Origin of the sequence: Burkholderia sp. 9775_39, assembly GCF_015712225.1 — a bacterium.
Lineage (GTDB): Bacteria > Pseudomonadota > Gammaproteobacteria > Burkholderiales > Burkholderiaceae > Burkholderia > Burkholderia cenocepacia.
The window spans coordinates 48,320-72,587 of record NZ_JACCQC010000004.1; the positions used below are offsets into that span (position 1 = coordinate 48,320).

Below are 24,268 nucleotides of genomic sequence, written 5' to 3' on the forward strand. Positions count from 1 at the left end.
GCAGGAGGGGACAGGTTCTAAACCGGATTGGAGCGTAACGCTACGAGGCGTCGGGCCGGAACGGCTTGCGAGCCGAGCGCGGGAGGTGACGCAGGCCGCATTATAAAGAAATTTGCTGCGCTGCGCCACTGATTTGATTGCCGATTGCGGCGGCGTCGATTCCGTCAGGACGCCGTGCCGTTTTTCAGCGATTCGACGAGTTCGATGTACTGCTGCTTCGCCGCATCCTGCGACGTGCCCTTCAGCGCTTCCCAGGCATCGTACTTGTATTTGCCGACGATGTCGGTGAAACCCGGCTTGTCGCCGTGCGCGTCGCCGTCGGTCGCCTGCTTGAAGAGCGCGTACAGGCGCAGCAGGGTCAGGTTGCCCGGCCGTTCCGTCAGTTGCTTGACGTCGATCTGGGCTTGGTCGAATTGGGCGGTGAGTTCGCTCATCGGGTGTCTCCGTAAGGGTTTCAGATCGGCCGATCTTAACAAGCGGACCGTCGCGCGGGGTCGAGCGATCCTTCCAAACCGCCGCCGGCGCCGCCCGTGCGCACAGATCGGGCCCGATCGCCCGTGGGAGCGGGGCGGCGCATTACAATGTCGGCCATGACGCAAACAGTGCTCCTCGCCATCGATACGTCGACCGAATACTGCTCGGTCGCGCTGCTGCGCTCGGCCCACGCCGATGACGCCGTTTCCACCCCGCAAACCTGGGTCCGTCACGAGCCGACGGGCGCCGTGTCGAGCACGCGCGTGCTGCCGGCGATCCAGGAACTCTTCGCCGAATCCGGGCTGACGCTCGCCGATTGCGACGCGATCGCGTTCGGCGCGGGCCCCGGCTCGTTCACCGGCCTGCGGACCGCGACGGGCATTACCCAGGGCCTCGCGTTCGGGGCCGGGCTGCCGGTCGTGCCGATCGGCACGCTGCTCGCGTGCGCCGAGCATGCGCGCCTGCGCGCACCCGGCACGACCCGCGTGCTCGCCGCGCTCGACGCGCGGATGGATGAAGCGTACTGGGCGGATTTCGCGTGGGACGACGGCATCGGCGACTGGCGCACGCTGCGGCCGGCGTCGCTCGACGCACCGGGCGCCGTCGGCGTACCCGACGTGCCGTTCACGCTCGCCGGCAATGCGGCTGCCGCGTTCGGCGCGCAGTTGCCGGCCGCCGCACGGGCGGCCGCGATCGACGGCGACGCGATGCCGCACGCACTGGCGGTCGCGCATGCGGCGCTGCGTGCGTTCCGTGCCGGACGTGCGGTGCCGGCCGACCAGGCCGCGCCCGAGTACGTGCGCGACAAGGTCGCGCAGACGACTGCCGAGCGCATCGCGGCACGGGCCGCGCAGACGGGCGGAGCGAAGGGATGACGGGCGTCCTGCTGAGCGACCGCTATCTGGCGCCGATGACGGACGCCGATCTCGACGAGGTCGTCGCGATCGAGCACGTCGCGTACGAGTTCCCGTGGAGTCGCGGCAACTTCGAGGATTCGTTGCGCAACGGCTATCTGGGCGTATGCCTGCGGCACGTGACGGGGTCGCTCGTCGGCTATTGCGTGCTGATGCCCGTGATCGACGAGATGCATCTGCTGAACCTGTGCGTCGCGCCGGCCGCGCAGCATGCGGGCGCGGGCCTCGCGCTGCTGCGCGAGGCCGTGCGCATTTCGCGCGCGGAGGGGCTCGATGGCGTGCTGCTCGAAGTGCGGCCGTCCAATCCGCGCGCGATTCATCTGTACGAGCGCTTCGGCTTCGTGACGATCGGCCGGCGCAAGAACTACTATCCGGCGAAGCATCGCAGCCGGGAGGACGCGATCGTGATGCGTCTGACGCTGAACAAGGACGAGGGGGACGCGCATGGCATGGGCTGAAGCGGCGCTCGAGGAACTGGGCCTCGCGCAGATCTGGGTGCGGCGCGGGCAGCGCGCGGATGAAGGCGCGGCAGCCGAAGCGCCTGCCGTCGCACCAACCGCGGCGGCCGACGACGGTTCGGCCGTCGCGGTCGAGCGGCCGGTGCGTGCAGCGCATGCGCCGGTGCAGGGCGATGCGCCGACGGCGGTCGCGCGTGGCGCTGCCGAGGGCTTGCCGGCGCGCGAGTCGCGGGCGCCGGCGCACGGTGTCGTCGACGGCGATCGTCCGCGCGCGCAGGCTGCATCGCCCGCATCGACCGATACGATGCCGCCGACGGGCGATGCGCCGCCGGCGGCAGACGACGATTTCGCGTGGTTCGACGCGGCGCCGCCGGGCGAATCCGTGCCCGTGCCGGCCGCCGAATCGCGCCCCGCCGGCACACCGGTCGCCGCGCTCGACTGGGATGCGCTGGCCGCGCGCGTGGCCGACTGCACGCTGTGCCGTCTGTGCGAGAAGCGGACCAACACCGTGTTCGGCGTCGGCGATCGCGAAGCGGACTGGATGCTGATCGGCGAAGCGCCGGGCGAGAACGAGGACAAGCAGGGCGAGCCGTTCGTCGGCCAGGCCGGCAAGCTGCTCGACAACATGCTGCAGTCGCTGTCGCTCAAGCGCGGCGACAACGTCTACATCGCGAACGTGATCAAGTGCCGGCCGCCCGGCAACCGCAACCCGGAGCCGGACGAAGTCGCGAGTTGCGAGCCGTATCTGCAGCGCCAGGTCGCGCTCGTGAAGCCGAAGCTGATCGTCGCGCTCGGCCGTTTCGCGGCGCAGACGCTGCTGAAGACGGACGCGAGCATCGCGTCGCTGCGCGGCCGCGTGCATGCGTACGAAGGCGTGCCGGTGATCGTCACCTACCACCCGGCCTATCTGTTGCGCAGCCTGCAGGACAAGTCGAAGGCGTGGGCCGACCTGTGCCTCGCGCGCAATACGTTCCGGCGTGCGGAAGGCGCCGACGCGAACGGCCCGGCCGGGCAATGACGAGCGACGCGGCGTTCGCATTCGTCGACACGCTGCATGACGTCGCGGTGCGCGATCTGGGCTGGCTGCTGGCCAGCCCGAGCCTGCTCACCGCGGTACCGGGCGCGCCGCTCGCGTGCCCATGGCCGGATGCGGCGGGCCAAGCGGCCGTCGAGGCGTGGCTCGCCGCGCTCGATGCGCAGCCGGGGCCGCTGCATCGCGCGCTCGACGGATTTCGGCCCACCCGGCTGGGCCGCTACGCCGAATGCCTGCTCGAGTACTTCCTGACGCACGGGCCGTCGCTGCGGCTCGTCGCGGCCAATCTGCCACTGCGCAGCAACGGCCGCACGCTCGGCGAAGTCGATTTTCTCGTCGATGCGCCGGACGGCCGGCGCCTGCACTGGGAACTCGCGGTGAAGTGTTATCTGTGCGCGCCGGTCCGCGACGGCGCGTCGCTCGCCGATTTCGTCGGCCCCAATCTCGTCGACCGGTTCGATCGCAAGCGCAGCCGGCTGCTCGACCATCAGTTGCGGCTCGGCGAACACGACGGCTTTGCCCGGCTCGGCTACGGCGCGCCGTCCGATGCGCAGATGTTCATCAAGGGCTGGCTGTTCCATCCGCACGGTGCGCCGGTGCCGCCGGTGTCCGCCGAAATCGCGCCGGATCACCCGCGCGGTTTCTGGCTGACGCACGCGCAGTGGCCGGCGTGGGCGGCCGCGCAGCGGGACGGCGCGGCATGGAGCGTGTTGCCGAGACTGGCGTGGCTGGCGCCGCGGCGGGCTGCCGCCGGCGCGGGTTTCGCGCCCGAGCCGCTGGCGAGCGCGCTGGCGTTGCCGCCCGTGCTGGCGACGCGCCAGGCGCCTGATCTGATCGCGGTCCATGAAAAGGGTAGTGACGGCACGTGGCGCGAGACGGCGCGCGGTTTCGTCGTGCCCGACGACTGGCCGGTGCGCGCGCAGGCGTTCGCGGCGCAGGATCACTGACCCCGCGTCAGCGGGCGCTCACCACCAGCGATGAAAGTGATGGACCGGGCCGACGCCGTGGCCGACGTCGAGGTGGCCGCTCGCGGCGATCGCGCCGGTCAGGTAGGTCTTTGCTTCGCGTACTGCGCTTTCGAGGTCGGGCTGCTGCGGCAGCAGCGCGGCGATCGCCGACGACAGCGTGCAGCCGGTGCCGTGCGTATTGCTGACCGGCACGCGCGCGCCGTCGAGCCGCACGGTGCGCGTCGCTTCGACGAGCCAGTCGGGGCTGGCGGACGCGTCGGGCAGGTGGCCGCCCTTCATCAGCACCGCGCGGGCGCCCGTCTGCAGCAACGCGCGGCCTTGCCGCACCATCTCGTCTTCGGTGGTGGCGGGTGCGTCGTTCAGCAGCGCGGCCGCTTCGGGCAGGTTCGGCGTGACGACCGTCGCGAGCGGCAGCAGCGTGTCGCGCAGCGCGTCGACGGCATCGGGTGCGAGCAGCGCGTGGGCGCTCTTCGAGATCATCACCGTGTCGAGCACGACGAAGCGCGGCGCGTAACGGCGCAGCGCGTCGGCCACCGCCTGCACGATCGTTGCGTTCGCGAGCATCCCGATCTTGACCGCATCGATGCGGATGTCGCCGAACACCGCGTCGAGCTGCGCGGTCACGAACGCGGCGTCCGGCGCATGCACGCCCGTCACGCCGCGCGTGTTCTGCGCGGTCAGCGCGGTGATCACGCTCGCGCCGTACGCGCCGAGCGCGGAGAACGTCTTCAGGTCGGCCTGAATGCCTGCGCCGCCGCCCGAATCGGAGCCGGCGATCGTCAGGATGTTGGGTATCGGGTGCGTCATGAGGGCAACGCGCCGGTTCGAGGCCCGGCGCCGGCGGACGGAAACGGAGAGTGTAGCGTCAGTGCCGCGATTCGCCGATCAGCGCGACCGAGTCGAACTGACGCTGGTTCGCCTGGTGGCGGCGCATCACGAGCCACATCGTCAGGCACACGAACGTGCCGAACAGCACGATCACGACGCCGACCGGCACGTCGAGCCACACGAGCACCGCGTACAGGCACAGCATCACGAGCACCGACAGGTTCTCGTTGAAGTTCTGCACCGCGATCGAGTGGCCGGCCGACAGCAGCACGTGGCCGCGATGCTGCAGCAGCGCGTTCATCGGCACGACGAAGTAGCCGGACAGCGCGCCGACGCCGATCAGGAAGATGTAGGCGACGATCAGGTAGAACGGCAGGCGCAGATGGCCGAAGTGCACGGCCCAGTGCGACGGGAACAGGTCGCGCGTGTAGAACGCCATCAGCATCACCGCGATGCCCATGACGATGCCGACGGGCAGCACGGTCAGCGACTTCTTCAGCGGAATCCGGGCGGCCGCGGCGATCGCGCCGGCCGCGACGCCGACCGCGACCACGGCCTGCAGGATCGCGCCTTCGGACAGCGACATGTTGAGCGACACCTCGGCCCACTTCAGCACGATGAACTGCAGCGTCGCACCCGCGCCCCAGAACAGCGTGGTGACCGCCAGCGAAATCTGGCCGAGCTTGTCGCGCCAGAGCACCATGAAGCAGTCGGCGAAATCGGTGAGCAGCTTGACCGGGCCGCGTTCCTGCTTCGGGTAGCGGGCGCCGGTGTCGGGAATGCGCAGGTTGAACAGCGCGGCGACCACGTAGATGGCCATGATGATCGCCATCGCGGCTTCGGCCGGCGTGCCGATCCAGGCGGGCGTGTGCGCGATCACGTGCGACGCGATGTGCGGGCTGATCAGCGCGCCGCCGAGCACGGTGCCGAGGATGATCGAGCTGACGGTCGTGCCTTCGATCCAGCCGTTCGCGGCGACCAGCCGGTCGGCCGGCAGCAGCTCGGTGAGAATTCCGTATTTGGCGGGCGAGTAGGCCGCCGCGCCGAACCCGACGATCCCGTACGCGATCAGCGGGTGGGCGCCGAACAGCATGATCAGGCAGCCGATCACCTTGATCGAGTTGGTGATGAACATCACGCGGCCCTTCGGGCGCGAATCCGCGAAGGCACCGACATACGCCGCCAACACCACATACGACAACACGAAGAACAGCTTCAGCAGCGGTGTCATCCAGTTGGGGGCGTGGAGGTCTTTCAGCAGGGCGATGGCGGCGATGAGAAGCGCATTGTCGGCCAGCGACGAGAAAAACTGCGCGGCCATGATGGTGTAAAAACCTTTTTTCATCTGATGCGATGCTTTCGTCGCTGCGGCAGGGCCGCGTAGGCCGCCTGGTATGCGATCGGCTTATTCCGTTCGAAATGGGTTGTGCGCACGGCTTTATAACATGAAAATACGCGAATTCGGACTAGCAAGATTCCCCGATCGTTCCGCAAATTGTCGGCTTCGGTGCTCAAAAGGCGCGGTAAGCTGATGATTCGCAAGCGTCTTTACGTAAATTTCCCATGCCGCGCCCGATCTCCGCCACCATCCACACCGCCGCTCTCGCGAACAATCTCTCCGTCGTCCGCCGCTTTGCCGGCCCGTCCAAGGTCTGGGCGGTCGTCAAGGCCAACGCGTACGGCCACGGTCTCGCCCGCGTGTTTCCGGGCCTGCGCGGCACCGACGGCTTCGGCCTGCTCGACCTCGACGAGGCCGTGAAGCTGCGCGAGCTCGGCTGGGCCGGCCCGATCCTGCTGCTCGAAGGCTTCTTCCGCTCGACCGACATCGACGTGATCGACCGCTACAGCCTGACCACGACCGTCCACAACGACGAGCAGATGCGGATGCTGGAAACGGCGCGGCTGTCGAAGCCCGTCAACGTGCAGCTCAAGATGAACAGCGGGATGAACCGGCTCGGTTACGTGCCGGAGAAATACCGCGCCGCGTGGGAGCGCGCCCGCGCGTGCCCCGGCATCGGCCAGATCACGTTGATGACCCATTTTTCGGACGCGGACAACGAGCGCGGCGTCGCCGAGCAGCTCGCGACGTTCGAGCGCGGCGCGGAAAACATCGCCGGCGCGCGCAGCCTCGCGAATTCGGCGGCCGTGCTGTGGCATCCGGATACGCACTTCGACTGGGTGCGGCCGGGGATCGTCCTGTATGGCGCGTCGCCGTCCGGGCTGTCGTCCGATATCGCGGATACCGGGCTGAAGCCGGCGATGACGCTCGCGTCCGAGCTGATCGCGGTGCAGACGATCGCGAAGGGCCAGGCGATCGGCTATGGCTCGACGTTTTCCGCGCAGGCGCCGATGCGGATCGGCGTGGTCGCGTGCGGTTACGCGGACGGCTATCCGCGCGTTGCGCCGGAAGGCACGCCCGTGATCGTCGACGGCATCCGTACGCGGATCGTCGGTCGCGTGTCGATGGACATGATCACCGTCGACCTGACGCCGTGCCCGCAGGCCGGCGTCGGCGCGCGGGTCGAACTGTGGGGCAACGCGCTGCCGATCGACGACGTCGCGCGCCATTGCGGGACGATCGGCTACGAGCTGATGTGCGCGGTCGCCGGCCGTGTGCCGGTGCGAGCGGAATAAGGGCGTCGCGCGTGGCCAAACAGAAAACCGTTTACGTCTGCAGCGAGTGCGGCGGACAGACCCCGAAGTGGCAGGGGCAGTGCCCGTCGTGCCAGGCCTGGAACACCCTCGTCGAATCGGTCGCCGAGTCGCCGGCCGCCCATCGGTTCCAGTCGCTCGCGAAGCGGGCGCCGGTGCAGCGGCTCGCCGACATCGAGGCCGCCGACGTCCCGCGCTTCTCCACCGGCATCGGCGAATTCGACCGCGTGCTGGGCGGCGGGCTGGTGCCGGGCGGCGTCGTGCTGATCGGCGGCGATCCGGGCATCGGCAAGTCGACGCTGCTGCTGCAGTCGCTCGCGGATATCGCGAGCGAGCGGCGCGCGCTCTATATCAGTGGCGAGGAATCGGCCGCGCAGATCGCATTGCGCGCGCAACGGCTCGCATTGCTCGACGGCGGCGCGCCGGCTGCCGAACTGAAGCTGCTCGCCGAGATCCAGCTCGAGAAGATCCAGGCCGCGATCGATACGGAGCGGCCGGACGTGGCCGTCATCGACTCGATCCAGACCGTCTATTCGGACGCGCTCACGTCGGCGCCCGGCTCGGTCGCGCAGGTGCGCGAATGCGCGGCGCAGCTCACGCGCATCGCGAAACAGTCGGGCACCGCGATCATCATGGTCGGGCACGTGACGAAGGAGGGCAACCTGGCCGGCCCGCGCGTGCTCGAGCACATCGTCGACACGGTGCTGTACTTCGAAGGCGACACGCACTCGTCGTTCCGGCTCGTGCGCGCGTTCAAGAACCGCTTCGGCGCGGTCAACGAGCTCGGCGTGTTCGCGATGACCGAGCGCGGGCTGCGCGGCGTAGCCAACCCGTCCGCGCTGTTCCTGTCGCAGCACGAGCAGGTCGTACCCGGGTCGTGCGTGCTCGTCACGCAGGAAGGCACGCGCCCGCTGCTCGTCGAAATCCAGGCGCTGGTCGATACCGCGCACGTGCCGAACCCGCGCCGGCTCGCGGTCGGCCTCGAACAGAACCGGCTCGCGATGCTGCTCGCGGTGCTGCACCGCCACGCGGGCATCGCGGCCTTCGATCAGGACGTGTTCCTCAATGCGGTGGGCGGCGTGAAGATCACCGAGCCGGCCGCCGACCTCGCGGTGCTGCTCGCGATTCACTCGTCGATGCGCAACAAGGCGCTGCCGAAAGGGCTGATCGTGTTCGGCGAGGTTGGGCTGGCGGGCGAGATCCGGCCGTCCCCGCGCGGGCAGGAACGGCTGCGCGAAGCGGCGAAGCTCGGCTTCACGTCCGCGCTGATTCCGAAGGCGAATGCGCCGAAACAGCCGATCGAAGGGCTGAACGTGATGGCCGTCGAGCGGCTCGAGCAGGCGATCGACCGCGTGCGCGATCTTGAATGAGCGGCGCGGGCCCGCGCGCGGACCGTACATCGCCCGGCGATCTGTCGCGTAATTCGCTGTAAAGAATATGTAGGCTGCTGTAACCCGCTGGACATCGCTTTTCCCTATCCTTTGCCGGATTGTCGAACCGCGCAATGCGAAGGGAACCTATGTTGAAATCGTACGGGGAAGCGGCTGGCGGACGCCTTTACAACCTGCGCGGCTGCCGCGTGTCGGAGCCGATTCGCCAGCCGTGGGGCGGCGGATGCCGGATCGTCGAATGGATCGACGAAGAAGGGCGCCTGGCGCGCAAGGTCGTATCCGAGGATGTGACGGAAGCGGAAGTCGCCGCGGCGATCCGCCGGCCGATCAAAGGGCGCCGGCACCTGATGGGCGACGACGAGCAGATGCCGCGCGACACGCTGCCGCGCCGCTGAGCGGCTCGCGCGGCCGGCCGACGGGCCGGGCAACTACGTCAAACGCAATGAAAACGAGGCCGGGCCAGCGCGCCCGGCCTCATCGTTTCCGGATGCGGCGCGGCCGGGCGGATTCGTGGGGCGGTGACGCCCCGACGCGCTGCACCGCCGATGAAGCGATCATCGGCTGATGGCGCGCCGGCGGCCGCGCTCAGCCGATCTGCTCGAGTTCTTCCTGCACGGCGAGCCAGTCCGCCTCGACCGTCTCGAGCCGGGTGTTGACCTCGCCGAGCTTGCGAATCGCCTCGGTCAGCTCCGTCTTGCGCGCGGCCTCGTAGCTGGCCGGATCGGCGACGAACGCATCGAGGCGCGCCTTCTCCGCGTGCAGCGTTTCCATTTCCTTTTCGAGCTTCGTGATGCGGTTCTGCAGCGGCTTCTTCAGCTGCGACAGCCGCTGGCGTTCCTCGGCCGCCTGGCGTTTCTGATCCTTGCGGTTGACGCCCGGATCGGCGCCCGCGGCGGCCGCGCTGTCGGCCTTGGCGGCCGCGCGCTGCTCGGCCGCGTGCTGCAGCAGCCAGTCGCGGTAGTCGTCGAGGTCGCCGTCGAACGGCTGCAGCCGGTGCTTCGCGACCAGCATGAACTGGTCGGTCGTCGCGCGCAGCAGGTGGCGATCGTGCGACACGAGGATCAGCGTGCCTTCGAACTGCGCGAGCGCCATCGTCAGTGCGTGGCGCGTTTCGAGGTCGAGGTGGTTCGTCGGTTCGTCGAGCAGCAGCAGGTTCGGCTTCTGCCAGATGATCAGCGCCAGCGCGAGGCGGGCTTTTTCGCCGCCCGAGAACGGCCCGACCGGGCTCGTCGCCATGTCGCCCGAGAAATTGAAGCCGCCGAGGAAGTCGCGCAATTCCTGCTCGCGCGTGTCGGGCGCGAGCCGCGCCAGATGCGCGAGCGGCGAGTCGTCCTCGCGCAGCGTTTCGAGCTGGTGCTGCGCGAAATAGCCGATCGTCAGCCCCTTGCCGTCGCGCACGTGCCCCGACAGCGGTGCGAGCGTGCCGGCCAGCGTCTTGATCAGCGTCGACTTGCCCTGGCCGTTCGCGCCCAACAGGCCGATGCGCTGGCCGTTCTGGATCGACAGCGCGACGCGCTCGACGATCGGGATGTCCGTTCCGTCGTCGGCATGGTAGCCGCAGCGGACGTCTTCCATCACCATCATCGGGTTCGGCGCGGCATCGGGCGTGCGGAATTCGAACGTGAACGGCGACGCGATGTGCGCGGGCGCGATCAGCTCCATCTTCTCGAGCGCCTTCATCCGGCTTTGCGCCTGCTTGGCCTTGGTCGCCTTGGCCTTGAAGCGGTCGACGAAGCTCTGCAGGTGCTCGATCGTCTTCTGCTGCTTTTCGTACGCGCTTTGCTGCAGCGCCAGTTGCTGCGCGCGCAGCACTTCGAACTGCGAGTAGTTGCCGCCGTAGCGCTTCACCTGGCGGTTTTCCAGATGCAGCGTGACGTTGCAGATCGAATCGAGGAATTCGCGGTCGTGTGAAATCACGACGAGCGTGCCGGGGTAGCGATGCAGCCAGTCTTCGAGCCAGACGATCGCGTCGAGGTCGAGGTGGTTCGTCGGTTCGTCGAGCAGCAGCAGGTCGGAGCGGCACATCAGCGCCTGCGCGAGGTTCAGCCGCATGCGCCAGCCGCCGGAGAAGCTCGCGACGGATTCGCGCGTCTGCGCGAGCGTGAAGCCGAGGCCGAGCAGCAGCGCTTCGGCGCGGGCCGGCGCGGTGTAGCCGTCGGCATCGGCGAACGCCGCGTGCGCGTCGGCTTCGGCGGCGCCGTCATGCGCGGCCGATGCGGCGGCGATGCGGGCCTCGATCTCGCGCAGCGCGGTATCGCCGTCGAGCGTGTAGTCGAGCGCCGAGCGGTCGACCGCGGGCGTTTCCTGCGACACGTGGGCGATCCGCCACGACGGCGGCATCGAGAAATCGCCGGCGTCCGAGTGCAGCTCGCCGCGCAGGACGGAAAACAGCGTCGACTTGCCGGCGCCGTTCGCGCCGATCAGGCCGGCTTTCTCGCCGGGATTGAGCACGAACGAGGTCGACTCGAACAGCGGCTTCGTGCCGCGCGCAAGGCTGAACTGATTGAAACGGATCACGGCGGAAATGGCTGGCCAAAACCGCTATTCTAGACCGCGCGCCGGTCGCGCCGGGCATCGGCCGTCCGGCGGATGCCGCAACGGCGCAATTTCGCCTAGACTCCACGTCGATCCGGTTTCGTAAAAGGAGTGCCCGATGTCCACCCTGTATTCGTTCAGCGCAGAGACGCTCGCCGGTGCGCCGGTATCGCTCGACGCGTATCGCGGCAAGGTGCTGCTGATCGTCAATACCGCGAGCGAGTGCGGTTTCACGCCGCAGTACGCGGGTCTGCAGAAGCTGTACGACCAATACGCGGCGCGCGGTTTCTTCGTGCTCGGCTTTCCGTGCAACCAGTTCGGCAAGCAGGAGCCGGGGGACGCCGCGCAGATCGGCGCGTTCTGCGAACGCAACTACGGCGTCACGTTTCCGATGTTCGCGAAGATCGACGTGAAGGGCGACCATGCGCATCCGCTGTATCGTTATCTGACCGACGCGGCGCCCGGCATTCTCGGCCTCAAGGCGATCAAGTGGAATTTCACGAAATTCCTGATCGACCGCGAAGGGCGGATCGTCAAGCGCTACGCGCCGTCCACCAAGCCCGACGAAATCGCCGCGGACATCGACAAGCTGCTGTGACGGCGCAGGGCGGCGTGCGCCGCGCCGGTGCGGATCGTGCGGGGGCGGCTCGCGCTGGCCGTCAAAGGATCGGCGCGAACAGCCGCGCGACGTGCATCGCGATGCGCCGCCAGGCGGGCGACTGCCGGTATTCGTCCGCATCGACCTCGTAGGCCTGCGCGAAGTCGGCATCGAGCATCGCCTCCACTTCGTGGGCGAACGCGCGGTCGACGGTCATGACCATGACCTCGAAATTGAGGCGGAACGAGCGGTTGTCGAGATTCGCGCTGCCGATCGCCGCCGCGATGCGGTCGATCAGCACGACTTTCTGGTGCAGGAAGCCGGGCCGGTAGCGGAACACCTTCACGCCGGCATCGACGAGATCGCGCGCGTAAAGCTTCGACGCCTCGAACACGACGTAGTGATCGCGCCGGCTCGGGATCAGGATGCGCACGTCGACGCCGCGCATCACGGCGAGCTTCAGCGCGGAAACCACGGCTTCGTCCGGAACCAGGTACGGCGTGGTGATCCAGACCCGCTCGCGGGCGGCATTGATCGATTCGACGAAGAACAGCGAGCCGGTTTCCTGCTTGTCGGCCGGCCCCATCGGCACCGCGAGGCAGTGCATGCCGTCGCCGGGCTGCGCGGGCGGCGGTAGCGCGATCGGCGGCAGCTTCTGCGTCGCCCAGTGCCAGTCTTCGGCGAACACGTACTGGATGCTCGCCACCACGGGGCCGCGTATCTCGATGTGGGTGTCGCGCCATGGCGACAGGCGCGGCTTCGCGCCGAGATATTCGACACCGACGTTGTGGCCGCCGACGAACGCGCGATTGCCGTCGACGACGACGATCTTGCGATGGTTGCGGAAGTTCAGCTGGAAGCGGTTGACGAATTTCCGGTTGGTCGCGAACGGATGGACCTCGACGCCGCCCCGGCGCAATGCGTCGACGTAGCTGTGCGGCAGGTCGAAGCTGCCGATGCTGTCGTACAGCAGGCAGCAGCGCACGCCGGCCGCCGCGCGAGCAAGCAGCGCATCGCGCATCATCCGGCCGAGCGCATCGTCGCGCACGATGAAGAACTGGACGAGCACGTAGTCGCGCGCGGCGTCGATCGCCGACAGGATGGCGGAGAACGTCGCGTCGCCGTTCACGAGCGTGCGCACCGAATTGCCCCCGAGGAACGGCATGCCGCCGAGCCGCGTGAGCGCGAGTACGGCAGCCTGGCCGAGTGCGTCGGCGGCGGGCCCGTCGGTCGCGTCGCTGGTGCGCCACGGCGAGCGCGGTGTGTGCGTGCGCAACATTTCCAGCTCGTGGCGCCGGGCGTCGACGTAGCCGGAGAATTTGCTGCGGCCGAGGAACAGGTACGGGACGAGCGTCAGGTACGGCATGGCCGTGAGCGAGACGGCCCACGCGATCGCGCCTTGCGACGTACGCGTGTTCATGATTGCGTGGCACGCCGCGACGATCCCGAGCACGTGGACGGTCAGGATCAGGGTGCCGAGATGTAGCCAGTCGAGGGTCATGGGCGCGTAAAGGACTCCCGAGCGGACTCCCGAGGGGATTCCGCAGGTCGTGCGGCCGGGCGGCCGCCTACGCGCATCTTACCCAACCGTGCAACGCAGTGGTGCGCCGCACGGCGGGCGGGGAACGCTCAGGCCTTGCGCGGCAGGTCCGACGCCTGGATCAGGAACACGGCGTCGTCGCCCGCGCTGGTGGGCAGCCACGTGAGCTCGAGACCGCCGAATGCCGCTTCGACGTGCTCGCGCTCGTTGCCGATCTCGACGACGAGCACGCCGTCGTCATGCAGCCAGCGGTGCGCTTCGGCGACGATACGTCGCACGATGTCCATCCCGTCGTCGCCGCCGGCGAGCGCCATCTCCGGCTCGTGCCGGTATTCGGGCGGCAGCGCGGCCATCGACGCGGCGTTCACGTACGGCGGGTTCGTCAGGATCACGTCGTAGCGCGAGTCGGGGTCGGTGCGGAACGCGGGCAACGGTGCGTACAGGTCGCCGCGATGCAGCCCGATGCGGTCTTCGAGGCCGTAGTCGCGCACGTTGATTGCCGCGACTTCGAGCGCCTTGTCCGACAGGTCGACCGCGTCGATCTCGGCGTTCGGGAACGCGCTCGCCGCGAGGATCGCGAGGCAGCCGGAGCCGGTGCACAGTTCGAGCACCGCGCCGACCTGCTCGGGGTCGGCGACATACGGTTGCAGTCCGTCGTCGAGCAGTTCACCGATGAACGAGCGCGGCACGATCACGCGTTCGTCGACATAGAAGCGGTGGCCGTGCATCCACGCTTCATGCGTGAGGTACGCGGCCGGCACGCGGTCGGTCGCGCGTCGTTCGATCACCGCGAGCACGGCCGCGATTTCGTCGGGCAACAGGCGCGCGTCGAGGAACGGCTCGAGCGTGTCGAGCGGCAAATCGAGCGTATGCAGCACGAGGTAGGCCGCTTCGTCGTACGCGTTGTCGGAACCGTGGCCGAACGCGAGCTTCGCTTTCGAGAAGCGCGTGACCGCGTAGCGCAGCAGGTCGCGGACTGTGGCAAAAGGTGTCGTCATGCGAGGCTCCGTCAGGCGATCAGTTGTTCGAGCACGCGTCGGTACACGTTCTTCAGCGGGTCGACGAAGCGCACCTCGATGTGCTCGTCGATCTTGTGGATGCTGCCGTTCGGCGGGCCGAATTCGATCACCTGCGGGCAGATGCGCGCGATGAAGCGGCCGTCCGACGTGCCGCCCGTCGTCGACAGCTCGGTCGTGATGCCGGTTTCGGTGCGGATCGCGTGTTCCAGCGCGCCCGACAGTTCGCCGCGCGGCGTGAGGAACGGCAGGCCGCTCACCGACCACTTCAGCGTGTATTCGAGGCCGTGCTTGTCGAGGATCGCGTGCACGCGGGCCTGCAGGCCTTCGACGGTGCTCGCGGTCGAGAAGCGGAAGTTGAACAGCAGGTCGGCGTGGCCGGGGATCACGTTGGTCGCGCCGGTGCCGGCGTGCAGGTTCGACACCTGCCAGGTGGTCGGCGGGAAGTATTCGTTGCCGGCGTCCCATTGCTCGGCGGCGAGCTCGGCGAGCGCCGGCGCGAGCAGGTGGATCGGGTTCTTCGCGAGGTGCGGATACGCGATGTGGCCCTGCACGCCCTTGACGACCAGTTCGCCGGACATCGACCCGCGGCGGCCGTTCTTGACGACGTCGCCAAGCTCGGTGGTCGACGTCGGCTCGCCGACGATGCAGTAGTCGAGGCGTTCGCCGCGTGCCTGCAGCAGTTCGACGACCTTCACGGTGCCGTCGGTGGCCGGGCCTTCCTCGTCGCTCGTGATCAGGAACGCGATCGCGCCGCGATGGTCGGGATGGGCCGCGACGAATTCCTCGGACGCGACGACGAACGCCGCGAGCGACGTCTTCATGTCGGCCGCGCCGCGGCCGTACAGCTTGCCGTCGCGATGGGCGGGGATGAACGGCGGCGAGGTCCACTGTTCGAGCGGGCCGGTCGGCACGACGTCGGTGTGGCCCGCGAACGCGAGCAGCTTGCCGTCGCGGCCATCGGTGCCGCGCTTGACGGCCCACAGGTTGGTCACGCCGTGCGACGCGATGGTCTCGCATTCGAAGCCGAGCGCGGCGAGGCGCTCGGTCATGATCTGCTGGCAGTGCTGGTCGTCGGGCGTCACGGACGCGCGGGCGATCAGCTGTTCGGTAAGGGCTAGGGTGGCGGACATGGTTCGGACCACTTTCGATAAAAAATGCCGGCGCGGTGGCCGGCAGCGACAGGGCGGCGCCCGTGGGCGCAGCGCGGGCAACCCTATGCGGCAAACAGCGCCGCGTATTGATCGGCCACGAAGCCGAGCGATTTCACGCGGCCGTTGACGACGAGCACGGGGCGCTTGATGACCGACGGCTTGTGGATCATCAGTGCGACCGCGCCGGTCTTCGTTTCGGCAGCCGCCTTCATCGCGTCGTCCAGGCCGCGCCACGTGGTGCCGCGCTTGTTCACGAGCGCGTCGAGCGACACGTCCTTCAGCCAGTCTTCGATCAGTGGCGCGCTGACGCCGAGCTTCTTGAAATCGTGGAACTCGAATTCGACGCCGTGATCGTCGAGCCACACGCGGGCCTTCTTCACGGTGTCGCAGTTCGGAATGCCGTAGACGACCACGGTGTGCGGCTTCGCCATCAGTCGCCTCGCAGCAGCTCGTTCAGGCCGACCTTCGCACGCGTCTTCGCGTCGACCTTCTTGACGATCACCGCGCAGTACAGGCTGTGCGAGCCGTCCTTCGACGGCAGGTTGCCGGCGACGACGACCGAGCCGGCCGGGATGCGGCCGTAGCTGACTTCGCCCGTCTCGCGATCGTAGATCTTCGTGCTCTGGCCGAGGTACACGCCCATCGAGATCACCGAGTTTTCCTCGACGATCACGCCTTCGACGACTTCCGAGCGCGCGCCGATGAAGCAGTTGTCCTCGATGATGACCGGGTTCGCCTGCAGCGGCTCGAGCACGCCGCCGATGCCGACGCCGCCCGACAGGTGCACGTTCTTGCCGATCTGCGCGCACGAACCGACCGTGGCCCACGTGTCGACCATCGTGCCCTCGTCGACGTACGCGCCGATGTTGGTGTACGACGGCATCAGCACGACGTTCTTCGCGATGAACGAGCCGCGGCGCGCGATGGCCGGCGGGACGACGCGGAAGCCGCCCGCGGCGAAGTCTTCGGCCGTGTAGTTCGCGAACTTCGACGGCACCTTGTCGTAGAACTGCGAGTAGCCGCCGGCCGGCATCGGCGCGTTGTCCTCCAGGCGGAACGACAGCAGCACGGCCTTCTTCAGCCACTGGTGGACCGTCCAGTTGCCGTCGATTTTCTCGGCGACGCGCAGTGCACCCTTGTCGAGTTGCTCGATCGCGTGAGCGACGGCTTCGCGGACGTCGGCGGGCGCGGCCTTCGGCGACAGCTCGGCGCGGTTTTCCCAGGCGGTATCGATGATTTGCTGAAGTTGTTGCGACATGTTCGTTTTCGCAGGAGATGGATGGAATTGATCGGGATGGACGTCTTACCGCGCGAGAGCGCGGCAGAAATCGACGATGCGTTGCGCGCCCTCGACGCATTCGGGGGTGCCCGCGACGAGCGCGATCCGGATGAAATCGCGGCCCGGGTTCGTGCCGTGCGCATCGCGCGCCAGGTACGAGCCGGGCAGAACCGTCACATTATAGTCGGCGTACAGGCGGCGGGCGAACTCGGTGTCCGACAGGCCGGTGCGCGACACGTTGGCCCACAGGTAGAACGCGGCGTCGGGCAGCTTCACGTCGATCACGTCGGCGAGCATCGGTGTGACCGTATTGAATTTCTGCAGGTACAGCGCGCGGTTCTCGCGCACGTGCGCCTCGTCGTTCCACGCGGCGATGCTCGCGTGCTGCCAGACGGGCGACAGCGCGGCGCCGTGGTACGTGCGGTACAGCAGGAATTGCTTCAGCAGCGCGGCGTCGCCGGCGACGAAGCCCGAACGCATGCCCGGCACGTTCGAGCGCTTCGACAGGCTCGACAGCATCACGAGCCGCTCGAAGCCGCGGCCGAGGCGGTGCGCGGCCTCGAGGCCGCCAAGCGGCGGCGCCGCTTCATCGAAATAGATTTCCGAATAGCACTCGTCGGACGCGATCACGAAACCGTGGCGGTCGGACAGCGCGAACAGCTCGCGCCAGTCGTCGAGCGTCAGCACGGCGCCCGTCGGGTTGCCGGGCGAGCACACGTACAGCAGCTGCGTGCGCGCCCAGACTTCATCGGGCACGGCCGCGTAGTCGCACGCGAAGTTGCGGGCCGGGTCGCTGTTCGCGAAATAGGGTTCGGCGCCGGCCAGCAGCGCCGCGCCTTCGTAAATTTGATAGAAAGGATTCGGACAGAGTACGATCGCCTTCTTGCCGTCCGCGGCCGGGCGCGTGTCGATCACCGTCTGCGCGAGCGAGAACAGCGCCTCTCGGGAGCCCGACACCGGCAGCACCTGCGTGGCCGGATCGACCGCCGGCAGCCCGTAGCGGCGCTCGAGCCAGTGCGCGATCGACGTGCGCAGCGCGTCCGAGCCGGCGGTGGCCGGGTACGACGCGAGGCCGTCGAGCGCGGCCACCACGGCGTCGCGGATCAGCGCCGGCGTCGCGTGTTTGGGCTCGCCGATGCCGAAGCTGATCGGTTTGAGGTCGCCGGAAGGCGTCACGTCCTTGAACAGGGCGCGCAGCTTTTCGAAGGGATAGGGCTGGAGCGAGTCGAGTCGAGGGTTCACGGGCGAAGCGGCCATCGCGGCCGGTTGGAGCGAAAGAAGCGGCGGGCGCGCCGCGCGGCTGCGAACGGGCGCGTCGGGCGCGCGGGTCGCAGCGGACGATTATAGCGTGACGGAATGCGGTCACGGCCTGCCGGAACGGCGGCCGGGCCGGTCGAATAAAGGGTATCGAACCAAATGAACAACGCGGTACGCGGCAGTCTGCCGACGCTGGCCATCCTGATCGGCGCGTCGGTATGGGGCCTGATCTGGTATCCGCTGCGGATCCTCGCGTCGCTCGGCGTGACGGGCACGCTGGCGAGCGCGCTGACGAGCCTCGTCGCGTTCCTGTTCGTGATCGTCGCGCGCCACCGCACGATCGCGACGCTGCGCTGGCACTGGGTGCTGCCGGGCATCGCGGTGACGGCCGGCGTGACGAACCTCGGGTTCGTATGGGGCACGATCCACGGCGAGGTGCTGCGGGTGATGCTGCTGTTCTACCTGACCCCGGCCTGGACCGCGATCTACGCGCACTTCCTGCTGCGCGAACGGCTGACCTGGGCCGGCGCGGGGCTGGCGGCGCTGTCGATCGGCGGCGCGATGCTGATGCTGTGGTCGCCGAAGCTCGGCTTGCCGCTGCCGGCCAACCCGGCCGAATGGGCCGGTCTCGCCGCCGGGCTGAGCTTCGCGATGAGCAACGTGCTCGTGATCAAGGCGAGCCGCGAGCTGCCCGAGATGCGCGCGGAAATGCGCACCGCGACGCTGTTCGGCGGCGCGGCGGTGTTCGGCGCGATCGCGTCGCTGTTCGAAGGGCTGCCGGCCGTGCCGGCGAGCGGCCAGCTCGGCGTGGCCGCGCTGATCATCGCCGCGATCGGCGTGACGATGGCGTCGAACAACCTGCTCGTCCAGTACGGCCTCGCGCGCGTGCCGGCGAACCGCGCGTCGATCATCATGCTGTTCGAGATCGTGATCACCGCGCTGTCGGCGTGGGTGTTCGCGAACGAGTTGCCGACCGCGCGCGAGTGGGCGGGCGGCGCGTGCATCGTGCTGGCGACGCTGCTGTCGAGCCGGGTCCATCGTGCCGCGCCGGCACCGGGCAAACCCGGCGACGGTCGGGACGGCGCACGCGCGATGGTATGATGGAAGCCGTTTGCGGGGCCAACGCGGGATGCGCGCGGCCCCGTTTTTGAATTCCGGGGCGCGTGGCGCGCAGGGGCTCTCCGGCCCCGCGCCGTGCGGCCCCGTCCGTTTCACACCTTCTTCACATCCGATACCGCCGTGCGTCTGAGCTCGATCAAACTCGCTGGCTTCAAATCCTTCGTCGATCCCACGCATTTCCAGGTTCCGGGCCAGCTCGTCGGCGTGGTCGGCCCGAACGGATGCGGCAAGTCCAACATCATCGATGCCGTGCGCTGGGTGCTCGGCGAGTCGCGCGCGTCCGAGCTGCGCGGCGAATCGATGCAGGACGTGATCTTCAACGGTTCGACCGCCCGCAAGCCCGGCAGCCGGGCCAGCGTCGAACTGATCTTCGACAACTCCGACGGCCGCGCGGCCGGGCAGTGGGGCCAGTACGGCGAGATCGCCGTCAAGCGCGTGCTGACGCGCGACGGCACGTCGAGCTACTACATCAACAACCTGCCGGCGCGCCGCCGCGACATCCAGGACATCTTCCTCGGCACCGGCCTCGGCCCGCGTGCGTACGCGATCATCGGGCAGGGCATGATCGCGCGGATCATCGAGGCGAAGCCCGAAGAGCTGCGCGTGTTCCTCGAGGAGGCCGCCGGCGTGTCGAAGTACAAGGAACGCCGCCGCGAAACCGAGAACCGCCTGCACGACACGCGCGAGAACCTGACGCGCGTCGAGGACATCGTGCGCGAACTCGGCGCGAACCTCGAGAAGCTCGAGGCGCAGGCGGTGGTCGCGACCAAGTACAAGGAACTCGTCGCCGACGGCGAGGAGAAGCAGCGCCTCTTGTGGCTGCTGCGCAAGAACGAGGCGGCCGGCGAGCAGCAGAAGCAGCAGCGCGCGATCGAACAGGCGCAGATCGACCTCGAGGCGCAGACGGCGAAGCTGCGCGAAGTCGAGGCGCAGCTCGAGACGCTGCGCGTCGCGCATTACTCGGCGAGCGACGCGATGCAGGGCGCGCAGGGTGCGCTCTACGAGGCGAATGCCGAGGTGAGCCGCCTCGAAGCCGAGATCAAGTTCATCGTCGAATCGCGCAACCGCGTGCAGGCGCAGATCGCCGCCCTCAACGCGCAGCGCGAGCAGTGGCGCGCGCAGGCCGAGAAGTCGCAGGACGAGCTCGAGGAAGCCGAAGAGGCGCGCGCGATGGCCGACGAAAAGGCCGCGCTCGCCGAGGACAACGCGGCCGCGAAGCACGATGCGCTGCCGGCGCTCGAAGCGAAGTGGCGCGACGCGCAGGCGCAGCTCAACGACGAGCGCGCGCGGATCGCGCAGACCGAGCAGTCGCTGAAGCTCGAAGCCGCGCATCAGCGCAACGCCGACCAGCAGCTCCAGCAGCTTCAGCAGCGCCACGAGCGCCTGAAGAGCGAAGCGGGCGGGCTCGACGCGCCGGACGAGACGCAACTCGAAGAGCTGCGCATGCAGCTGGCCGAACAGGAAGAGATCCTCGCGGAAGCCCAGGCGCGCCTGGCGGACGCGCAGGAAACGGTGCCGCGTCTCGACGGTGAACGCCGCGCCGCGCAGGAGCGCGTGCAGGCTGAAGCCGCGCAGATCCACCAGCTCGAAGCGCGCCTCGCCGCGCTGAAGCAACTGCAGGAGAACGTGCAGACCGAAGGCAAGGTGCAGCCGTGGCTCGACAAGCACGAGCTCGGCGCGCTGCCGCGTCTGTGGAAGAAGCTGCACGTCGAGGCCGGCTGGGAAGCGGCGCTCGAGGCCGTGCTGCGCGAGCGTCTCGCCGCGCTCGAAGTATCGAATCTCGACTGGGTGAAGGCCTTCGAGAGCGATGCGCCGCCCGCGAAGCTCGCGTTCTACGCGCCGCCCGCGGCCGGTGAGCCGCCTGCCGCGGTGGCCGGGCTGCGGCCGGTGCTGTCGCTCGTGCGCATCGACGACGCGGGCATCCGCGCGGTGCTGAACGACTGGCTCGGCAACGTCTATGTCGCCGACGACGTCGCGCAGGCGCTCGCGACGCGCACGCAGCTGCCGGCAGGCGGCGCGTTCGTCGTCAAGGCCGGCCATATCGTCACGCGTGTCGGCGTGCAGCTGTACGCCGCCGATTCGGAGCAGGCCGGGATGCTGGCCCGCCAGCAGGAAATCGAGAACCTGGCGCGCCAGGTGCGGGCGCAGGCGCTGCTCGCCGACGAGGCGCGCACGGCCGCCGTGCGGGCGGAAGCCGCGCACACGCAGGCCACGCAGGCGCTCGGCGACGTCCGGGCCCAGGCCGAACGGGCGACGCAGCGCGTGCATGCGCTGCAGATGGACGTGCTGAAGCTCGCGCAGGCGCATGAACGCTATACGCAGCGCAGCACGCAGATCCGCGAGGAGCTCGAGGAAATCGGCGCGCAGATCGAAGAGCAGCGTGCGCTGCGCGCGGAGTCGGAAGCGAATTTCGAGCGCTTCGACGGCGAGCTCGCCGAACTGCAGGCGCGTTTCGAGGACAACCAGCTCGCGTTCGAGTCGCTCGACGAATCGCTGACGCAGGCGCGTCAGGAAGCGCGCGACCTGGAGCGCGGCGCGAACGACGCGCGCTTCGCCGCCCGCAATGCGGTGACCCGGATCGACGAGCTCAAGCGCACGATCCAGGTGGCGCACGAACAGAGCGAGCGCGTCGCCGCGTCGCTGGAAGACGCGCGCGCCGAACTCGAGACGATCAACGAGCAGACCGCGCACACCGGCCTGCAGGACGCGCTCGAGATTCGCGCGGTGAAGGAAGAGGCGCTGCAGGCCGCGCGGATCGAGCTCGACGACCTGACCGCGAAGCTGCGCGCGTCGGACGAGCAACGGCTCGTCGCCGAGCGTTCGCTGCAGCCGCTGCGCGACCGCATCACCGAGCTGCAACTGAAGGAGCAGGCCGCGCGTCTGTCCGTCGAGCAGTTCGCCGAGCAGCTCGCGACCGCCGAGGTCGACGAGGCCGCGCTGGCCGCGAAGCTCACGCCGGATCTGAAGCCGTCGTACCTGCAGGGCGAAGTCACGCGCCTGAACAACGCGATCAACGCGCTCGGCCCGGTGAACATGGCCGCGCTCGACGAGCTGAAGGCCGCGAGCGAGCGCAAGGTGTTCCTCGACGCGCAATCGGCCGACCTGATCGACGCGATCACGACGCTTGAGGATGCGATCCACAAGATCGACCAGGAAACCCGCACGCTGCTGCAGGGTACCTTCGACGAGGTCAATCGTCATTTCAGCGACCTGTTCCCGCGCCTGTTCGGCGGCGGCCAGGCGAAGCTGATCATGACGGGCGACGAGATTCTCGATGCCGGCGTGCAGGTGATGGCGCAGCCGCCCGGCAAGAAGAACGCGACGATTCACCTGCTGTCGGGCGGCGAAAAGGCGCTGACCGCGACCGCGCTGGTGTTCGCGATGTTCCAGCTGAACCCGGCGCCGTTCTGTCTGCTCGACGAGGTCGACGCGCCGCTCGACGACGCGAACACCGAGCGGTTCGCGAATCTCGTGCGCGCGATGTCCGACAAGACGCAGTTCCTGTTCATCTCGCACAACAAGATCGCGATGGAAATGGCGCAGCAACTGATCGGCGTGACGATGCAGGAACAGGGCGTGTCGCGGATCGTTGCGGTGGACATGGAAACCGCCGCGGGTTTTGCCCAGAATTGACGTTTGACGAAACCGGACCGCGTTCGCGCGGCGCATGGGCGCCCGTTCGCGGTCCCGACGAAAAAGAATTGCTGATGGAGCGTGCATGGACGAGTTGACACTCGGTTTGATCGGCGCGGGCGCCGTCGTGGTGGGCGGCGTCGTGGTCTACAACGCATGGCAGGGCGCGAAAGTGCGGCGCAGGATGCCGCGCCCGATGCCGGAAGAAGCGGCCGAGGCGATGAACCGCCCCGAGCGCGACGAAGAGTTGCCGTTCATCGAGCCGGTGCGTCAGCCGGTGCGCCGCGAGCCCGCGGCGCCGGTCGCGGCGGCGACGGCGGCGGCCGAAACCGCGCGCGTCGAGCCGACGTTCGGCGGGGCCGCGCCGGCCGATACGCCGGCCGACCTGCAGGCCGAGGCGACGGGCGTCGACACGTCGGCCGAATCGAGCGAACCGGCTGCCGGCGAAGAGGCCGTGCCCGCCGCCACGCATGACGCGGCGGCCGAGCCGACCGAACCGGTGATGCCGGCCGCGACGACGGTCTCGTCGGCGCCGCCCGCGATCGTCGATCGCCGGATCGACTGCATCGTGCCGATCCGCCTCACCGGCCCGCTGCCGGGCGACAAGATCCTGCCGGTCGCGCAGCGGCTGCGCCGCGCGGGCAGCAAGCCCGTGCACATCGAAGGCAAGCCGGAAGGCGGCCAGTGGGAGCTGCTGCAGAACGGCGTGCGCTACGAAGAGCTGCGCGCGGCCGCGCAGCTTGCGAACCGCAGCGGCGCACTGAACGAGCTCGAATTCTCCGAATTCGTGACGGGCGTCCAGCAGTTCGCCGACGCGATCGACGGCGCGCCGGAATTCCCGGACATGATGGAAACGGTCGCGATGGCGCGCGAGCTCGACGCGTTTGCCGCGCAGTGCGACGCGCAACTGTCGATCAACGTGATGTCGGACGGTGCGCCGTGGTCCGCGAACTACGTGCAGGCGGTCGCGTCGCAGGACGGGCTGCTGCTGTCGCGCGACGGCACGCGCTTCGTGAAGCTCGACGCGAAGCAGAACCCGGTGTTCATGCTGCAGTTCGGCGATACGAACTTCCTGCGCGACGACCTGACGTACAAGGGCGGCAACATGATCACGCTGGTGCTCGACGTGCCGGTGGCCGAAGAGGACATCCTGCCGTTCCGGCTGATGTGCGATTACGCGAAGTCGCTGTCCGAGCGGATCGGCGCACGCGTCGTCGACGACTCGCGCCGGCCGCTGCCGGAGTCGACGCTGCTCGCGATCGAGCAGCAACTGATGAAGCTGTACGCGAAGCTCGAGGAAGCGGGCATCCCGGCCGGTTCGCCGGTCACGCGCCGCCTCTTCAGCCAGTAACGCGCCGGGCGCGGACGGCGGTATTCGACACCGTCGTTCGTCGCTGCGGCGAGCACGTTTCATGTGCG

General features: G+C 68.6%; 21 protein-coding genes. 11 read left to right on the top strand and 10 right to left on the bottom strand.

What is annotated here, in order from left to right; genetic code table 11:
* Positions 1-164 precede the first annotated feature (164 nt).
* Entirely contained in the window at positions 165-434 is a 270-nt protein-coding gene (locus tag H0X90_RS07010) for an acyl-CoA-binding protein (protein WP_006478462.1), read from the bottom strand.
* Positions 435-581: 147 nt separating this feature from the next.
* Between H0X90_RS07010 and tsaB the strand changes: the two genes are divergently transcribed.
* From tsaB to H0X90_RS07030, 4 genes are read left to right on the top strand one after another with little or no spacing between them, the layout of a single operon-like run.
* Positions 582-1,349: a tRNA (adenosine(37)-N6)-threonylcarbamoyltransferase complex dimerization subunit type 1 TsaB gene (gene tsaB, locus H0X90_RS07015; protein ID WP_077190692.1), complete on the top strand. Its 768-nt coding sequence runs from the start codon at positions 582-584 to the stop codon at positions 1,347-1,349.
* Positions 1,346-1,846: a ribosomal protein S18-alanine N-acetyltransferase gene (rimI, locus tag H0X90_RS07020; protein ID WP_006486170.1), complete on the top strand. Its 501-nt coding sequence runs from the start codon at positions 1,346-1,348 to the stop codon at positions 1,844-1,846. The genes tsaB and rimI overlap by 4 nt, the downstream gene beginning before the upstream one ends.
* Positions 1,833-2,864, top strand: a complete 1,032-nt coding sequence (locus tag H0X90_RS07025; protein WP_077190691.1) for a uracil-DNA glycosylase — start codon at positions 1,833-1,835, stop codon at positions 2,862-2,864. The genes rimI and H0X90_RS07025 overlap by 14 nt, the downstream gene beginning before the upstream one ends.
* On the top strand, positions 2,861-3,826 hold the full coding sequence (locus H0X90_RS07030) for a DUF1853 family protein (protein WP_077190690.1): 966 nt from the start codon (positions 2,861-2,863) through the stop codon (positions 3,824-3,826). The genes H0X90_RS07025 and H0X90_RS07030 overlap by 4 nt, the downstream gene beginning before the upstream one ends.
* 18 nt (positions 3,827-3,844) lie before the next feature.
* On the opposite strand, the gene thiD is transcribed toward H0X90_RS07030, so the two are convergent.
* Together thiD and lplT are read right to left on the bottom strand one after the other, a co-directional pair.
* On the bottom strand, positions 3,845-4,654 hold the full coding sequence (gene thiD, locus H0X90_RS07035; protein ID WP_048989263.1) for a bifunctional hydroxymethylpyrimidine kinase/phosphomethylpyrimidine kinase: 810 nt from the start codon (positions 4,652-4,654) through the stop codon (positions 3,845-3,847).
* A gap of 58 nt (positions 4,655-4,712) precedes the next feature.
* Positions 4,713-6,020: a lysophospholipid transporter LplT gene (gene lplT, locus H0X90_RS07040; RefSeq protein WP_006488251.1), complete on the bottom strand. Its 1,308-nt coding sequence runs from the start codon at positions 6,018-6,020 to the stop codon at positions 4,713-4,715.
* 218 nt (positions 6,021-6,238) lie between these two features.
* Here lplT and alr point away from each other — a divergent pair, with 218 nt between their 5' ends.
* From alr to H0X90_RS07055, 3 genes are all read left to right on the top strand, one after another.
* Positions 6,239-7,309, top strand: a complete 1,071-nt coding sequence (gene alr, locus H0X90_RS07045; RefSeq protein ID WP_006488243.1) for an alanine racemase — start codon at positions 6,239-6,241, stop codon at positions 7,307-7,309.
* An 11-nt stretch (positions 7,310-7,320) separates the two neighbouring features.
* Positions 7,321-8,697, top strand: a complete 1,377-nt coding sequence (radA, locus tag H0X90_RS07050) for a DNA repair protein RadA (RefSeq protein WP_006488230.1) — start codon at positions 7,321-7,323, stop codon at positions 8,695-8,697.
* A 149-nt stretch (positions 8,698-8,846) separates the two neighbouring features.
* Entirely contained in the window at positions 8,847-9,113 is a 267-nt protein-coding gene (locus H0X90_RS07055; protein ID WP_077190689.1) for a DUF2866 domain-containing protein, read from the top strand.
* Between the two features lie 190 nt (positions 9,114-9,303).
* Here H0X90_RS07055 and H0X90_RS07060 read toward each other — a convergent pair whose 3' ends face one another.
* Positions 9,304-11,235, bottom strand: a complete 1,932-nt coding sequence (locus H0X90_RS07060; RefSeq protein ID WP_048989265.1) for an ATP-binding cassette domain-containing protein — start codon at positions 11,233-11,235, stop codon at positions 9,304-9,306.
* Positions 11,236-11,371: 136 nt separating this feature from the next.
* On the opposite strand from H0X90_RS07060, the gene H0X90_RS07065 reads away from it, so the two are divergent.
* Positions 11,372-11,851 carry a glutathione peroxidase gene (locus H0X90_RS07065; protein WP_006498673.1) on the top strand — a complete coding sequence of 160 codons (480 nt, stop codon included), beginning with the start codon at positions 11,372-11,374 and terminating at the stop codon, positions 11,849-11,851.
* A gap of 61 nt (positions 11,852-11,912) precedes the next feature.
* Here the strand turns inward: H0X90_RS07065 and cls are convergent, their stop codons facing one another.
* The 6 genes from cls to dapC all read right to left on the bottom strand — a co-directional run bounded on the left by cls (position 11,913) and on the right by dapC (position 18,097).
* Complete coding sequence (cls, locus tag H0X90_RS07070; RefSeq protein WP_006498674.1) at positions 11,913-13,352, bottom strand: cardiolipin synthase; 1,440 nt, start codon at positions 13,350-13,352, stop codon at positions 11,913-11,915.
* 128 nt (positions 13,353-13,480) lie between these two features.
* The gene (gene prmB, locus H0X90_RS07075) at positions 13,481-14,389 is read right to left on the bottom strand and encodes a 50S ribosomal protein L3 N(5)-glutamine methyltransferase (RefSeq protein ID WP_006488226.1); all 909 of its coding nucleotides are present in this window, start codon (positions 14,387-14,389) and stop codon (positions 13,481-13,483) included.
* Between the two features lie 11 nt (positions 14,390-14,400).
* Positions 14,401-15,540: a succinyl-diaminopimelate desuccinylase gene (dapE, locus tag H0X90_RS07080; RefSeq protein ID WP_006493370.1), complete on the bottom strand. Its 1,140-nt coding sequence runs from the start codon at positions 15,538-15,540 to the stop codon at positions 14,401-14,403.
* Positions 15,541-15,623: 83 nt separating this feature from the next.
* Positions 15,624-15,992, bottom strand: a complete 369-nt coding sequence (locus H0X90_RS07085; RefSeq protein WP_006478478.1) for an ArsC family reductase — start codon at positions 15,990-15,992, stop codon at positions 15,624-15,626.
* Complete coding sequence (dapD, locus tag H0X90_RS07090) at positions 15,992-16,819, bottom strand: 2,3,4,5-tetrahydropyridine-2,6-dicarboxylate N-succinyltransferase (protein WP_006478479.1); 828 nt, start codon at positions 16,817-16,819, stop codon at positions 15,992-15,994. Before dapD ends, H0X90_RS07085 begins: the two co-directional genes overlap by 1 nt.
* A gap of 45 nt (positions 16,820-16,864) precedes the next feature.
* Positions 16,865-18,097, bottom strand: coding sequence for a succinyldiaminopimelate transaminase (dapC, locus tag H0X90_RS07095; RefSeq protein WP_077190688.1), 1,233 nt, complete (start codon positions 18,095-18,097; stop codon positions 16,865-16,867).
* Between the two features lie 159 nt (positions 18,098-18,256).
* On the opposite strand from dapC, the gene H0X90_RS07100 reads away from it, so the two are divergent.
* The 3 genes from H0X90_RS07100 to H0X90_RS07110 all read left to right on the top strand — a co-directional run bounded on the left by H0X90_RS07100 (position 18,257) and on the right by H0X90_RS07110 (position 24,200).
* Positions 18,257-19,198 (top strand): DMT family transporter, encoded by a 942-nt coding sequence (locus tag H0X90_RS07100; RefSeq protein ID WP_006488241.1) that lies wholly within the window; start codon positions 18,257-18,259, stop codon positions 19,196-19,198.
* Between the two features lie 138 nt (positions 19,199-19,336).
* The gene (smc, locus tag H0X90_RS07105; RefSeq protein ID WP_077190687.1) at positions 19,337-22,849 is read left to right on the top strand and encodes a chromosome segregation protein SMC; all 3,513 of its coding nucleotides are present in this window, start codon (positions 19,337-19,339) and stop codon (positions 22,847-22,849) included.
* Between the two features lie 85 nt (positions 22,850-22,934).
* The gene (locus tag H0X90_RS07110) at positions 22,935-24,200 is read left to right on the top strand and encodes a cell division protein ZipA C-terminal FtsZ-binding domain-containing protein (RefSeq protein ID WP_077190686.1); all 1,266 of its coding nucleotides are present in this window, start codon (positions 22,935-22,937) and stop codon (positions 24,198-24,200) included.
* Positions 24,201-24,268 lie beyond the last annotated feature (68 nt).